The sequence below is a fragment of the Pseudarthrobacter sp. NPDC058119 genome (assembly GCF_042884655.1).
Lineage (GTDB): Bacteria > Actinomycetota > Actinomycetes > Actinomycetales > Micrococcaceae > Arthrobacter.
The window spans coordinates 1-13,759 of sequence record NZ_JBHVTN010000012.1 but is presented as its reverse complement, the minus strand read 5'-3'; the positions used below and the strand labels follow the sequence as shown (position 1 = coordinate 13,759).

15 protein-coding genes are annotated in these 13,759 nt (G+C 66.9%); 7 read left to right on the top strand and 8 right to left on the bottom strand.

The window, feature by feature from the left end:
• The first annotated feature begins 12 nt into the window (after positions 1 to 12).
• Positions 13 to 1,659 (top strand): DNA repair helicase XPB, encoded by a 1,647-nt coding sequence (locus ACFVTD_RS19960; protein WP_387566541.1) that lies wholly within the window; start codon positions 13 to 15, stop codon positions 1,657 to 1,659.
• A 19-nt stretch (positions 1,660 to 1,678) separates the two neighbouring features.
• Here ACFVTD_RS19960 and ACFVTD_RS19955 read toward each other — a convergent pair whose 3' ends face one another.
• Both ACFVTD_RS19955 and ACFVTD_RS19950 read right to left on the bottom strand, forming a co-directional pair.
• Positions 1,679 to 2,548 carry an FHA domain-containing protein gene (locus ACFVTD_RS19955; protein WP_387566538.1) on the bottom strand — a complete coding sequence of 290 codons (870 nt, stop codon included), beginning with the start codon at positions 2,546 to 2,548 and terminating at the stop codon, positions 1,679 to 1,681.
• Positions 2,549 to 2,553: 5 nt separating this feature from the next.
• Positions 2,554 to 2,811 (bottom strand): hypothetical protein, encoded by a 258-nt coding sequence (locus ACFVTD_RS19950; protein WP_141158041.1) that lies wholly within the window; start codon positions 2,809 to 2,811, stop codon positions 2,554 to 2,556.
• Positions 2,812 to 3,054: 243 nt separating this feature from the next.
• Here ACFVTD_RS19950 and ACFVTD_RS19945 point away from each other — a divergent pair, with 243 nt between their 5' ends.
• The 4 genes from ACFVTD_RS19945 (at position 3,055) to ACFVTD_RS19930 (ending at position 6,245) form a co-directional block, all read left to right on the top strand.
• On the top strand, positions 3,055 to 3,555 hold the full coding sequence (locus ACFVTD_RS19945) for a DUF427 domain-containing protein (protein WP_387566534.1): 501 nt from the start codon (positions 3,055 to 3,057) through the stop codon (positions 3,553 to 3,555).
• Positions 3,556 to 3,628: 73 nt separating this feature from the next.
• On the top strand, positions 3,629 to 4,339 hold the full coding sequence (locus tag ACFVTD_RS19940) for a response regulator transcription factor (protein WP_056331118.1): 711 nt from the start codon (positions 3,629 to 3,631) through the stop codon (positions 4,337 to 4,339).
• Positions 4,340 to 4,341: 2 nt separating this feature from the next.
• Positions 4,342 to 5,853, top strand: coding sequence for a sensor histidine kinase (locus ACFVTD_RS19935; RefSeq protein ID WP_387566530.1), 1,512 nt, complete (start codon positions 4,342 to 4,344; stop codon positions 5,851 to 5,853).
• A gap of 104 nt (positions 5,854 to 5,957) precedes the next feature.
• A complete protein-coding gene (locus ACFVTD_RS19930; protein ID WP_387566527.1) occupies positions 5,958 to 6,245 on the top strand; it encodes a WXG100 family type VII secretion target in 288 nt (95 codons plus the stop codon).
• An 8-nt stretch (positions 6,246 to 6,253) separates the two neighbouring features.
• Here the strand turns inward: ACFVTD_RS19930 and ACFVTD_RS19925 are convergent, their stop codons facing one another.
• The 6 genes from ACFVTD_RS19925 to ACFVTD_RS19900 all read right to left on the bottom strand — a co-directional run bounded on the left by ACFVTD_RS19925 (position 6,254) and on the right by ACFVTD_RS19900 (position 11,911).
• On the bottom strand, positions 6,254 to 7,264 hold the full coding sequence (locus tag ACFVTD_RS19925; RefSeq protein ID WP_387566524.1) for an RNase H family protein: 1,011 nt from the start codon (positions 7,262 to 7,264) through the stop codon (positions 6,254 to 6,256).
• A gap of 168 nt (positions 7,265 to 7,432) precedes the next feature.
• A complete protein-coding gene (groL, locus tag ACFVTD_RS19920) occupies positions 7,433 to 9,067 on the bottom strand; it encodes a chaperonin GroEL (RefSeq protein ID WP_387566521.1) in 1,635 nt (544 codons plus the stop codon).
• Between the two features lie 291 nt (positions 9,068 to 9,358).
• Positions 9,359 to 10,627, bottom strand: a complete 1,269-nt coding sequence (locus ACFVTD_RS19915; protein WP_387566759.1) for an ABC transporter substrate-binding protein — start codon at positions 10,625 to 10,627, stop codon at positions 9,359 to 9,361.
• The gene (locus tag ACFVTD_RS19910; RefSeq protein WP_387566518.1) at positions 10,627 to 10,833 is read right to left on the bottom strand and encodes a cold-shock protein; all 207 of its coding nucleotides are present in this window, start codon (positions 10,831 to 10,833) and stop codon (positions 10,627 to 10,629) included. Before ACFVTD_RS19910 ends, ACFVTD_RS19915 begins: the two co-directional genes overlap by 1 nt.
• 64 nt (positions 10,834 to 10,897) lie before the next feature.
• Positions 10,898 to 11,530 (bottom strand): LytR C-terminal domain-containing protein, encoded by a 633-nt coding sequence (locus ACFVTD_RS19905; RefSeq protein ID WP_387566515.1) that lies wholly within the window; start codon positions 11,528 to 11,530, stop codon positions 10,898 to 10,900.
• Between the two features lie 51 nt (positions 11,531 to 11,581).
• Positions 11,582 to 11,911, bottom strand: coding sequence for a DUF3263 domain-containing protein (locus ACFVTD_RS19900; RefSeq protein ID WP_387566512.1), 330 nt, complete (start codon positions 11,909 to 11,911; stop codon positions 11,582 to 11,584).
• Between the two features lie 137 nt (positions 11,912 to 12,048).
• Here ACFVTD_RS19900 and ACFVTD_RS19895 point away from each other — a divergent pair, with 137 nt between their 5' ends.
• Together ACFVTD_RS19895 and ACFVTD_RS19890 are read left to right on the top strand one after the other, a co-directional pair.
• Positions 12,049 to 12,819 carry a uracil-DNA glycosylase gene (locus tag ACFVTD_RS19895; RefSeq protein WP_387566510.1) on the top strand — a complete coding sequence of 257 codons (771 nt, stop codon included), beginning with the start codon at positions 12,049 to 12,051 and terminating at the stop codon, positions 12,817 to 12,819.
• Positions 12,820 to 12,832: 13 nt separating this feature from the next.
• Positions 12,833 to 13,672, top strand: a complete 840-nt coding sequence (locus tag ACFVTD_RS19890; protein WP_387566507.1) for a siderophore-interacting protein — start codon at positions 12,833 to 12,835, stop codon at positions 13,670 to 13,672.
• The last annotated feature ends 87 nt before the right edge of the window (positions 13,673 to 13,759 follow it).

Here is a 13,759-nt window from a genome sequence, read left to right as displayed (position 1 = left end):
AGGACTCCCCGCGTGACCGACGGACCCCTGATCGTCCAAAGCGACAAGACCATCCTGCTCGAGGTGGACCACGAACTGGCCACCGAGGCCCGGCATGCCATCGCGCCTTTCGCCGAGCTGGAACGGGCACCCGAGCATATGCACAGCTACCGGCTGACCCCGCTGGGGCTGTGGAACGCACGCGCCGCCGGGCTGGACGCGGAAAAGGTGCTGGACGCCCTCCTGAAGTACTCCCGCTTCCCGGTGCCGCATTCCCTGCTGATCGACGTCGAGGAAACCATGTCCCGGTACGGCCGGCTGCGCCTCGAAAAGGATCCCCGCCATGGGCTGGTCATGCGGACGGATGACTACCCGGTACTGGAGGAAGTGATCCGCGCCAAGAAGATCGCACCCCTGCTGGGGCCCAGGATTGACGGTGAGACCGTAGTGGTGCACGCCTCCCAGCGCGGCCAGCTCAAGCAGCTGCTGCTGAAGATCGGCTGGCCTGCGGAGGACCTTGCCGGATACGTGGACGGCACCCCGCACCTTATCTCCCTCAACCAGGACGGGTGGGAGCTCCGGCCCTACCAGCGCCTGGCCAGCGAGAACTTCTGGGCGGGCGGCAGCGGGGTGGTGGTACTTCCCTGCGGCGCGGGCAAGACCCTGGTGGGAGCTGCGGCAATGGCCACCGGATCCACCACCACACTGATCCTGGTCACCAACACGGTCGCAGCCCGGCAGTGGAAGGACGAACTGCTCCGGCGCACCTCCCTCACCGAGGAGGAGGTGGGCGAGTACTCGGGCGCGCTCAAGGAGGTGCGGCCGGTGACCATCGCCACCTACCAGGTGCTTACCACCAAGCGCGGCGGCATCTACCCGCACCTGGAACTCGTGGACGGACACGACTGGGGACTGATCATCTACGACGAAGTCCACCTCCTCCCGGCACCGATCTTCCGGATGACCGCAGACCTGCAGGCCCGGCGGCGCCTTGGGCTCACCGCGACGCTGGTCCGGGAGGACGGGCGCGAGGGCGAGGTCTTCAGCCTGATCGGGCCCAAGCGCTACGACGCGCCCTGGAAGGACATCGAGTCGCAGGGCTATATTGCACCGGCGGACTGCGTGGAGGTCCGCGTGGACCTGCCCAAGGATGAGCGGGTTGCCTATGCAATGGCCGACGACGCGGACAAGTACCGGCTCTGCGCCACTTCCGAGTCCAAGACACTGGTGGTGGAACAGCTGGTGGCCCGGCACGCCGGAGAACAGTTGTTGGTCATCGGCCAGTACATCGACCAGCTTGATGAGCTCGGGGAGCGCCTGGAGGCACCGGTCATCAAGGGCGATACCTCGGTGAAGGTACGGCAGAAGCTCTTTGACGCGTTCCGCGCCGGGGAACTGCAGACCCTGGTGGTGTCCAAGGTGGCCAACTTCTCCATCGACCTGCCGGAGGCCTCCGTGGCCATCCAGGTTTCCGGTTCCTTCGGTTCACGGCAGGAGGAAGCACAACGGCTGGGCCGGCTGCTGCGGCCCAAGAAGGACGGCCGCGCAGCCCGCTTCTACTCCCTGGTGGCCCGGGACACCCTGGACCAGGAGTTCGCCGCCAAGCGCCAACGGTTCCTCGCTGAGCAGGGTTACGCCTACCGGATCATGGACGCCAAGGACGTGCACGCCGCGGAGTAGTCCGCAGCGTGCACCCCTCCTAGCGGATGTATTCGGAGCTGTCCCGTTCGATGGTTCCCGTCCGGGGATCGAGCTGCGGACGTTCGTACGCCAGCTCACCGCCGCTCCTGCCGCCATAGGGGCGGCCGTGATCGGCAAACTCCTCGCGGAAGAAGGCCACGCACCACTGCCCCATCTGGATCCTCGCTCCGGTCCGCAGGACCGAAGGACCGGTCCTGGCGACACTGCCGCTGACCGGCCCGTGCGGCACCAGGACGTATTCATCCTCGGCGTCGTGCCTGATCTCGGCGTGGAGCGCTTCCAGGCCCTCCAGTTGGACATCGGATCCGAGCCCGCTGCCGATCGTGGTGACGTCCTCCGAAAGGGCAACCTCCCGGGGGATCTGGCCGGTCCAGGTGGCGGCATCCTGGACAAAGATCAGCCGTGGCCGGCCGCCGCCCCTGGCGTAGTGGGTGGTGGTGATGCGCCGGATGATCTTCCGCCGGACAGTGGGGACCAACGGCAACGGTGTGGACGGGGGCAGCAGGGGCACGCCCTTGGGCCGCCGCCTGCCCTGCCGGAGCAGCGGAAGCAGTGAGCCGAGGTTGCCCAGCCTGATATGCGGCGAGCGCGTCACCAGTCGCTGTGATGCCGGTGCATCCACCTTGCCAAGGCTGACAATGTTTCCGTCAGGACCTGCCACTGTGACGCTGAGCCCCTTGCAGGCCAGCAGGTCCGCCAGCGGCCGGATCCCCTCCAGGGGCGGCAGCCCGGCGCCTGCCAGCGGCGCCAGGTGGTCCAGGGACACGGTTACCTCCGTACCGGCAGCCGTGGCACGCCCATTGGCGACCGCCCCGGACTCGTCCGTGTACGAGAATTCCAGATCGATATCCAGGCGGTTCTCCGTCATCTCGGTCAACCGCGGTTCGAGTCCGATCCTGCCGCGTCCCGGTCACTGGTGGTGACGCGCAGGCTTCCGTTGAGTTTCCAGGTGGCACGCGGTGCGTCCGGTCCGATGTCGCGCGGAACTTCAACGGTCATGTCGACGAACTGGTAATTGATGGCCGCGCCTTTGCCGGTGAGATAGGACCACATCTCCTCGGCAAGGTCCGCCCAGTCCCGGATGCTGCGTTCACTGGCAGCGGGCTTTTCAGTGGCACTCAAGTCAGTCATGATGGTCGATCCCCTTCGATGGGCCAGGAGCTATCGGATAACTACCGCTATTGGAGGGATCCACCGGGGCGCAGGGAGCAACAGCCGGTGGTCCTGTGGAGCGCTGGTGCCGGGCTTGGCCGTCCGGCATGGAACACTGTATTCCCGCACCAGGGGCTGGGGAAGACGCGGGAACCGGAACGTTCTTGACGCGGATTGGGTTCCCGGGTGCGGAAACGCCGCGCGCGGACGCACACTGGAACCATGACTACGAGAATCGTTCCGGCCGTCCCCGGGCCCGGCCAGGAGTCCGTGTGGGACTATCCCCGCCCGCCACGGATCGAACGCAGCAGCGAACGGGTACGCATCGTCCTGGGCGGGGAGCTCATCCTGGACACTACCGATTCCCTTCGTGTTCTTGAGACCAGCCATCCGCCGGTGTACTACGTCCCCAGGTCGGCATTCGCCGAGGGCGCACTGGAACCCGCATCGGGCAGCAGCTTCTGCGAGTTCAAGGGTTCGGCGAAGTACCTCACCGTGCGCGGCGGCGGGAAGGAAGCGGACAGCGCCGCCTGGTCCTACCCTGAGCCGGCGTCCGGTTTCGAGGCCCTCGCCGACCGGGTGGCCGTCTACCCGGGCCGGATGGATTACTGCGAGGTGGACGGGGAGCGGGTCCAGGCGCAGCCCGGCCGTTTCTATGGCGGCTGGATCACCAGCCGTGTGGTGGGCCCGTTCAAAGGCGAACCGGGAACCATGGACTGGTAACCGCAAGCCCACCATCATCATGCTCACAACGAATATCCAGACAACTCCCAGAGACTGGGAGCATGATGGGAACATGAACAAGAACGGTCCAGAAGCCCGGCTGCTCGTCGTCGATGATGAACCCAACATCCGCGAGCTCCTCTCCACGTCGCTACGGTTTGCCGGCTTTGAAGTGGTCTCCGCCGCCAACGGCCGCGATGCCCTCGCCGCTGCCGATACCCACGCCCCTGACCTGGCCGTGCTGGATGTCATGCTCCCCGACATGGACGGCTTCACCGTGACCCGCCGGCTCCGCGCCTCCGGCAAGCATTTTCCTGTCCTGTTCCTGACCGCCAAGGACGACACCGAGGACAAGGTCACCGGCTTGACCGTGGGCGGCGACGACTACGTCACCAAGCCCTTCAGCCTGGACGAAGTGGTGGCCAGGATCCGTGCCGTGCTCCGCCGCACCCAGCCCCTGCTGGACGACGACGCCGTGATCCGGGTGGACGACCTGGAGCTCGACGACGACGCCCACGAGGTGCGGCGCGGCGGAACCGTCATCGAACTCTCCCCCACCGAGTTCAAGCTGCTGCGCTACCTCATGCTCAACCCCAACCGGGTCCTGTCGAAGTCGCAGATCCTGGACCACGTCTGGGAGTACAACTTCAACGGCGATGCGTCCATCGTGGAGTCCTACATCTCCTACCTGCGGCGGAAAGTGGACATCGATCCGGAAGCACCGGCGCTGATCCAGACCAAGCGCGGCGTGGGGTATGTCCTGCGGACGGCTGAAAAGCGCTGACCTTGCTGAAGCGGTGGAAGTCGGCCTCGCTCAGGTCGCAGCTGGTGGCCATGATCATGGCCCTGCTGATTGTTGCCCTGACCGTGACCGGTGCGGTCACCCTGACGCTCCTGCACAGCTACCTCCAGGGCCAGGTGGACGACAAGCTGAACGCCGCGGTCGACTCCGCCCGCAAGCAGCGTTCGTTCACCCAACTGCAGGCGCCCAGCTCCATACCCACCGACTACTCGCTCATGCTGTTCGCCCCGGGCGAGCAGCCGTACACCTTTGGCGGGGATCCTGACGACCACCCCGACATCACTGCGTTCACTGTGGAGCAGGCCCAGGCGCGCGGACAGACTCCCTTCCAGGTCCGCGGGACGGCCGGGGAAAATTGGCGCGTAGTGGCGGTGACGGTCCAGAACGGCCAGACCATGGCCGTGGTGCTCATCGGCCTGCCCCTGGAGAGCGTTGACGACGTCCTCAAGCACGCCACCCTGGTGGTCACCGGGGTAGGCCTGCTGACGCTGCTGCTGGCCTCGCTCATTGCCAGCTGGACCGTGTCCCGCTCCTTCCGCCCGCTGGCCAGGGTGGAGAAGACGGCGGCCGCCATTGCCGCCGGGGACCTCTCCCGCCGCGTCGAAGTGGAGAACCCGACCACCGAACTGGGCCGCCTGAGCAGCTCCCTGAACGCCATGCTTGCGCATATCGAGACTGCGTTCGCCGCCCGGACTGCCTCGGAGGCACGGATGCGCCGCTTCGCCGCGGACGCGTCCCACGAGCTCCGCACGCCGCTGGTCACCATCCGCGGGTTCTCCGAGCTGTACCGCCACGGCGCCCTGGCCACGGACGAAGACGTAGCCACCGCCATGGGCCGGATCGAAAGCGAAGCCAAGCGCATGGGGTCCATGGTGGAGGACCTGCTCCTGCTCGCCCGGCTCGACGAGCAGCGCCCGCTGCAGCAAAAGCCGGTGGACCTGCAACTGATTGCGCACGATGCCGTAGTGGACACCCAGGCAAGCGACCGTTCCCGGGCGATCTCTCTGACCGGGCTCGACGGCGGCCCGGCGGGACCGGCCCCCGTGCTCGGCGATGAGGCCAAGCTTCGCCAGGTGGTGGGAAACCTCGTGGGCAACGCCCTGCGCTACACCCCTGAGGGAAGCCCGATCGAACTTGCAGTCGGGGTCCGGGGAACCGGTGGCGGCGAACGGTCCGTGATCGAGGTACGGGACCATGGGCCCGGCATTTCGGAAGAGGACGCGGCCAAGGTCTTCGAACGCTTCTACCGGGCGGATACGTCCCGCACCAGGGAAACCGGAGGCAGCGGCCTGGGCCTCGCCATCGTGGCGGCAATCGTGGGCTCCCACGGCGGGACGGTGCGGGTGGAAAAGACCGACGGCGGCGGCGCCACCCTGGTGGTCAGCCTGCCGCGTCAAGACGACGCACCCCGCGATGGTGGAGGAGACGGCCAGGAAGAAGCGGACGGCAGCACTGCCGGTTCCAGGGGCGGCGACGGATCGGTTATCCACATATAGCCGGCCGGCGATGGTCCACGCCTGCCACGGCTCCTTAGGCTCGTCCCTGTAGCCCGGAACCGCCGGGCGCGGGGGCAGCCCCGCCGTATCCGAGAGGCAGAGCCATGAGCATCATTTCCGTCGATACAGACCTGCTGCAGCTAAAGTCCGCCAACGTGCAGGCCACCGTGGACCGGATCAGCGCCGACGTCCACGCCATGAAGCGCGGGCTGGACGAACTGCAGGGTTCCTGGCGGGGTTCCGCGGCCACCAACTTCCAGGCGCTCGTGACCGAGTGGACCATCACCCAGGGCCGGGTGGAGGCGTCGTTGGCATCCATCAATGCCGCTCTTGCCTCCGCCGCCGCCACCTATGCCCAGGCCGAACAGGGCAACGCCCAGCGGTTCAGCTGACCTGGCGGTCAGGCCTCAGGGGTTCCCTGGTGGAAGCGCAGCCGCCAGCGTCCCCCGTCAAGGACCCACAGCGAGCTCCGGAGCGTCGTGCCGGAACGCGCAAAGCTTCGGTAGGTCAGCAGGACCGCGGCGGCGCCGATGCGCTCTGCACCCAGGATCTCGATATCGGTCCGTTCCCCCGGGTCCTCTTCCAGGGCCATCATCATGGCATCCCGGGTCCACACCCTTCCCGAACTGCCGATTTCCATGAAGTCCGGGTGCAGAAGGACGGCGGTCCGCCCGATGTCGCCCCGCACCAGCGGACCCAACAGCTCACGTTCGAGCTCTTCCACCAGTGCTTCGGGCGGAATCGAGCCCGCCTGCTGGGTTGCCTCCGCCACCTCAAGGGCTTCATTGTCCAGCTCACTGAACAGGTCGAGTTCCTCGTAGGCTGACACGGGCGCCGCGGAACGGGCCGGCGCTGCGGCCGGGATATCCAGTGTCGCCGGCGGGAAGCCAACGCCTGACGCCGCCTGCGCCGCCGCGGGACGTTCGGCGGCCCCGGGGCGGTGCCCGCCGGGGAACCCGGGGCCGGACCGTGCCGCCACCCCCTGCTGGTACGCCGTGGCCGCAGCCCTGGCCCGTTCATCGGCAGCTTCATTGAGGTCGTGCCCGGCGTGGCCCTTGACCCATTCAAACGTGTAGGTGCGTCCGGCGAGTTCGCGGTCGAGTTCCTTCAGCAGTTCCACGTTGAGGACGGGCTTGCCATCGGCCTTGCGCCATCCCTTGCGCTTCCAACCCGGCATCCACTTGGTAATGGAATTGATCACGTACTGGCTGTCGCAGAGGATGCGCAGGTCTTCCCCCGGCAGGTGCGCGGTAGCACGCAGGAGGTCAAGGACAGCCATCAGCTCCCCCTGGTTGTTGGTCCCGTGGGGCCAGCCGCCGGCACGCCAGCAATCGTCATTCACATACCAGGCCCAGCCGGCCGGGCCGGGGTTTCCCAAGGCCGAACCATCAGCCGCTGCAGTAATCGTCACTGGTCCATCCTGCCAGAAGCGGCCGACACCGGCCCCCGCCCTCCACTCGGAGGTATCCACCCAAGGCTTTCCCGGCCCAACGTTGCCACTCTTAAAACGAAAATGCGGCCCCCTCCGAAGAGGGAGCCGCATTTTGCGGTGTGGCGGGCAGGTCCCGGCCGGGGAGGCTTAGAAGCCGCCCATGCCGCCCATGCCACCCATGTCGTCGCCGCCGGCGGGCGCTGCAGCCTTCTCCGGCTTGTCAGCAACCACTGCTTCGGTGGTGAGGAACAGGCCGGCGATGGAGGCCGCGTTCTGCAGGGCAGAGCGGGTTACCTTGACCGGGTCGTTGACGCCGGCTGCCAGCAGGTCGGTGTATTCACCGGTTGCTGCGTTCAGGCCGTGGCCGGCGGGCAGGCCGCGGACCTTGTCGACAACCACGCCGGGCTCCATGCCGGCGTTGAAGGCGATCTGCTTCAGCGGAGCGTCGATGGCAACGCGGACGATGTTGGCGCCCGTTGCTTCGTCACCGGACAGCTGCAGGTTGGCGAATGCCTTGGCACCGGCCTGGATCAGGGCCACGCCGCCACCGGCAACGATGCCCTCTTCGACAGCAGCCTTGGCGTTGCGCACTGCGTCTTCGATGCGGTGCTTGCGCTCCTTGAGCTCAACCTCGGTTGCGGCTCCGGCCTTGATGACTGCAACGCCGCCGGCCAGCTTGGCCAGGCGCTCCTGCAGCTTCTCGCGGTCGTAGTCGGAGTCGGAGTTCTCGATCTCGGCACGGATCTGGGAAACGCGGCCGGCGATCTGGTCGGCGTCGCCGGCACCTTCGACGATGGTGGTTTCGTCCTTGGTGACAACTACCTTGCGGGCCTGGCCGAGGAGCTCCAGGCCGGCGGTCTCCAGCTTGAGGCCAACTTCTTCGGAGATGACCTGGCCGCCGGTGAGGACGGCGATGTCGGCCAGCTGGGCCTTGCGGCGGTCACCGAAGCCCGGAGCCTTGACGGCGACGGACTTGAAGGTGCCACGGATCTTGTTGACGATCAGGGTGGCCAGGGCCTCGCCCTCGATGTCCTCGGCAATGATCAGCAGCGGCTTATTGGACTGCATGACCTTTTCCAGGACAGCAACCAGTTCCTTGACGTTGGAGATCTTGGAGTTGACGATCAGGATGTACGGGTCCTCGAGGACCGTTTCCTGGCGCTCGGCGTCGGTGACGAAGTAGGCGGAGATGTAGCCCTTGTCGAAGCGCATGCCTTCGGTGAGTTCCAGCTCCAGGCCGAAGGTGTTGGATTCCTCGACCGTGATGACGCCTTCCTTGCCCACCTTGTCCAGGGCTTCGGCGATGAGGGCACCAATCTCGTCGTCACCGGCGGAGATGGAGGCGGTGGCCGCGATCTCTTCCTTGGTTTCGATTTCCTTGGCGGAGTTCAGCAGTTCGGCGGTGACGGCGTCAACAGCCTTCTCGATGCCGCGCTTGAGGGACAGCGGGTCGGCGCCGGCAGCAACGTTGCGCAGGCCTTCCTTGACCAGGGCCTGGGCCAGGACGGTTGCCGTGGTGGTGCCGTCACCGGCAACGTCGTCGGTCTTCTTGGCAACTTCCTTGACCAGCTCGGCGCCGATCTTCTCGTAGGGATCGTCCAGCTCGATCTCCTTGGCGATGGAAACACCATCGTTGGTGATGGTGGGGGCGCCCCACTTCTTTTCGAGGACGACGTTGCGTCCACGCGGGCCGAGGGTGACCTTAACGGCGTCGGCGAGGGTGTTCAGGCCACGCTCAAGGCCGCGGCGTGCCTCTTCATCAAATGCAATGATCTTGGCCATAACGGCAATAGTCCTTTCGGGACAGACGTTAAGAATGAACCTTCGCTGCAGTGCCCGCGACGGACGATCCTTTTGCCGGCGGCCTCTGTATGCCTCCGGGCGGGGATCTCACTGAAGTGAGGTGTTTCTTTCGCTCGTCGACCGGTGCCGTGCGCTGCCGGCCGGAACCAGGCGTTGCTTTAGCAGTCGGTACGTCAGAGTGCTAAGTCAATAATTAGCACTCCCCAGGTTAGAGTGCAAGCGAAACGACGCGTAACGCCCCGCGGGAAGGGGCCGCTTCGCCCAGGGCGATCAGCCTGGGCGCCCCGCCGTCTCCCGGCCGGACAGCGAGGGGTTGTTGTCGGCCCCGAAGGTGTACACAGAGAAAGCGGCTGAGGTGATGTCCCCGTTGGAATCGAAGGCAACCGGGCCCGATTCGCCGTCGTAGTTGATGTCCTGGCTGGCTGCGAGGCCGCCGAGGCACTCCTTATAGCTCAAGCAGGGGGCGGCCGGTTCGCCGGCGCCGGACGCAGCCGATCCCCCGGAAACCGGGACCAGGTTCGCGGCAATGGAGCGTCCGGCGTCATCCTGGGCACGGGCCGCGGCGAGGGCCGCCAACGTGACGGCGTCGTAGGTTTCAGCGGCGAAGGAGACGTCCTTGAGTGCCGGGTCAACCGCCAGCAGTTTCGCCTGGAACGCAGCGCTGGGCAACTGTCCGGGAACGACGGCGCGGGCACCTTCGAGTGTCCGGGGTGCGAGCCCGGACCCGTAGCGGGCAAACGCTCCGTCGCTGAGGATGATCCGGGAGCCGGTAAGGCCTGCATTGTTCAGCTCCACCAGCGCGCCCTGTGCACCCTCGCGGGCAATCAGGACGACGGCGTCCGGCTTGGCCTTGGACGCGGAGCGGGCGGCTTCGGCTGCAGCACCGGGCTTGAAACCGGCACCCGGCAGGACCGTGAGTCCTGACCCTTTTGCTGCATCAGTGACGGCGGCCGAGAGGTCCTTGCCGTAGGGGCCTTCCTGGTAGAGCACGCTGACCGTGGCGGCACCGGCGTCCTTGGCAAGTTTGGCCAGCACGGGTCCTTGCGCGACGTCGGCTGCCGCGGTCCGGAAGTAGTAGCCTCCGCTCGCCAGCCCGGAGAGGCCGGCAGCGGTGTTGGCCGGCGAAATCAGGGGGATGTGCGCACGGGACAGGACGTCCACTGCTGCCGGAGTGTGGCTGGAGTCGGTGGGTCCGATCACCACGTCCGCCTTGGCGGCCGCTGCATCGCTTGCCTGCTTCGCGGTGTCCTGGTCCGGGTGCTCCGGAAGGAGCTCCACTGGCCGGCCTTTATGTCCGCCGGCCGCGTTGATGTCCTGGATGGCGAGCTTGGCGGCAGCCAGTTGCGGTGCGTTGAGGAAGGCGCTGTCACCGGTGTTGTCCAGGATCACTGCCATACGGAGCACACCGTCACCGGAGGCTTCGGCCGGTTCCACCCGCGCGTTGCCGCCGGCGCCGGCGCACGCGCCCAGTGAAAGGACAGCTCCCAGGGAGAGCGCAAGTACCGGCACGGCACGGGCTCCGGGACGCGATGCGGGCATCACGGCGCGGGCCGGACGTTTTCCGCCTGGGGACCTTTTTCGCCCTCGCCGACATCGAGTTGGACCCGCTGGCCCTCGGCCAGAGCACGGTATCCCTCTCCCTGGATGGCGGACCAGTGGACAAAAATGTCGTCACCGGAGCCGTCAACGGTGATGAAGCCGTAGCCCTTTTCAGCGTTGAACCATTTGACGGTTCCCAGTGCCATGCTCAACAACTCTTTCCATCGGGGCCGGGTGGAGGCCTGGCCGGCGTAACTGGGCGGCGTGCGGCTACCGGTAACCCGGGCCAAGGACCACGACGAGGGGCGCCTGGAACTCGGTGCTGCTCACAACGGTGGGGATGTTCAGCAGGCCGGCGAGTTCCTGGGCGCTTGCCAGTTGCTGCGGGCCGGCGTAGAAGATCACGGAGGACTTTTGCGGGGCGCCGGACCAGTTGCCCACCGGGCCGAGCCGCCAACCGTCGGCCTGGACGGTCCCGCCTACCCGGCTTGCCAGTCCGGCCGTGCCGGCGGCGTTGTAGACGGCCACTGCCTGCGTCCTGTCCACTACGGCCTGCTGGGTGGCCGAGGAAGTGGGCTCCGGCTCACTGCCCTGGGTTGGCCCGGCGGACGGCGTGGGGCTCACCGTTGCGGCGGAGCCGGCGGCCTGCGTGGCCGTGGGCGTGGACCCGGTGCCGGCGAGCGGAGCTGACTCCACGCTTGCCGACGCCTGGCTCGCGGTGGCGTTGAAGCCGAGTTTGGGCAGGATCAGGAAGGACACCACCCCAATGGCCAGGGCTGCCATTCCCACCGCCAGGATGGGCCAAAGCCGTACCCGGGACGGGGCCGAAGCCGTCCGGTGGACACCTTGTCGCGACGCGGCCTCGGGGACCTTGTCGAATTCATCGCGGGCGTATCTGGTCATGGTGGAAGGACATCCTTGTTGATTGCGGCTGTTGTCCCGGCCTGGGGCGTCTTAAGCGTCGGATCCCAGGCGCCGGGCAGTACGTGCACGGTGGCGCGACGTACGTAGTCTACGCAATCTCTTGACCAGCATGGGATCGTGGGCCACTGCGTCCTCGCGGTCGATCAATGCGTTGAGGAGCTGATAGTAGTGGGTTGAGGAGAGGTCAAAGAGGTCGCGAATGGCCTGTTCCTTGGCTCCCGCATACTTCCACCACTGCCGTTCCAGGGCCAGCATCTGCTGCTCGCGCTCTGACAGGGAAGACTCACGGAGGATGAAATCCGCCAGGAGGGACTTCCGTGAATCCTGCTCCGGCAGGTGTTCCCGGGCCGGTTCCGCCACGGCGCACTCCTTCGCTGGTTACGGTCAATGTCTTACCCCTATGCTAGCCGCCAAATAACAGCGGTGTCATTCGGCGCGGGGCCCGGCGGCCACCGCACGATGCCCCGGCTCCAGACAGTCCCTGCGACAATGGACCGATGGTTGAATCGGATGCGTTGTTCGAGCTGGAGCAGGACCCGGCGGACACCCTCAGCTTTGCCGGCCTGGCCGGGCTGCCGCTCGCAGAGCTTATGGCTCCGGACTGGGCCGCGGCGCTGCAGGGCGTGGAAGACCAGCTGCGGAAGGTCCTGGCCTTCCTGGCACGCGAAGAGGCGGCCGGGCACCAGCTCCTGCCGCCGCCGTCGAACGTGCTGCGGGCTTTCCGCCAGCCACTCGCCGCCGTAAAGGTCCTCATCGTGGGCCAGGACCCCTATCCCACGCCGGGACACGCCGTCGGCCTGTCCTTTTCCGTCGACCCGCGCACCCGTCCCCTCCCCCGCAGCCTGGTGAACATCTACCGGGAGCTGGAATCGGACCTGGGCATTCCCCCGCGCGTCCACGGTGACCTGTCGGCGTGGACGGAGCAGGGCGTGCTGCTCCTGAACCGGGTCCTTACCGTCAGGGCCGGCGCGGCCGGCTCACACCGCGGGAAGGGCTGGGAGGAAATTACGACGGCGGCAGTCACCGCACTGGCCGCACGCAAGGCCCCGGACGGGTCGGCGTTGCCCTTGGTGGCCCTCTTGTGGGGCAAGGAGGCTGAGGGGGTCCGGCCGCTCCTTGCCGCCACCCCTGCCGTCACCAGCGCCCACCCCAGTCCGTTGTCCGCGTCCCGCGGTTTTTTTGGCTCGAGGCCGTTCAGCCGCGTGAACCAGCTGCTCCGGGAACAAGGGGCAACGGACGTAACCTGGGAACTCCCGCCCGTGCCGTAGCTAGGCTTGCCTTATGAGCACTGTCCCCGCCGCCACCAGCGCAACCAAGAAGAGCCGTCCGCAGGTCAACCTCACCGTGCTGCGCAAGGAGCAGCTGTCCCCGCACATGGTCCGGATCGTGGCCGGCGGGGAGGGTTTCGGCGATTTCATCAACAACGGATTCGTTGACCGGTACGTGAAGATCATCTTCCCGCAGCCGGATGTGGAGTACCCCTCCCCCTTGGACCTGGAGGTTGTCCGGGAAACCATGCCGCGCGACCAGTGGCCCTTCACCCGCACCTACACGGTGCGCTGGGTGGACCCGGAAGCCCGGGAACTGGCCATCGACTTCGTGGTCCATGGCGACGAAGGGCTCGCCGGTCCATGGGCGGCCAAGGCCCAGCCGGGCGAGACCCTGACGTTCACCGGCCCGGGCGGCGCGTACAACCCCAATCCCGGGGCCGACTGGTACCTCTTTGCCGGTGACGAAGCGGCCCTTCCCGCCATCGCCGCCAGTATCGAGGCCCTCCCGGCAGGGGCAACCGGCCTCGCCTTCCTGGAGGTCGGCTCCGAAGCCGACATCCAGCCGCTTTCGGCCCCTGCGGGCCTGCGGGTGACCTGGCTGCCCCGCAACGGCACCCCTGCGGGTTCCAGCGACCTGCTGGTCAAGGCCGTGGCGGACGCGGAATGGCCCAGCGGTACTGTGGACGTCTTTGCCCATGGGGAGCGCGGGTACATGAAGGCGCTGCGTGAGGTCTTCTTCAAGCAGCGCGGCCTGGAACGCCGCCAAGTGTCCCTCTCCGGATACTGGGCCCAGGGCCGGGTGGAGGACGTGTTCCAGGCCGAAAAGAAACTCCCGGTCGGGCAGATCTAGGTGTACTGCCCAGGGACGTTGGTTCGGTGAATGTGATGACTCGCTGGAGTCGTTGAGCCAAAGGTGAGGACCTCCGGTTGCACAGTG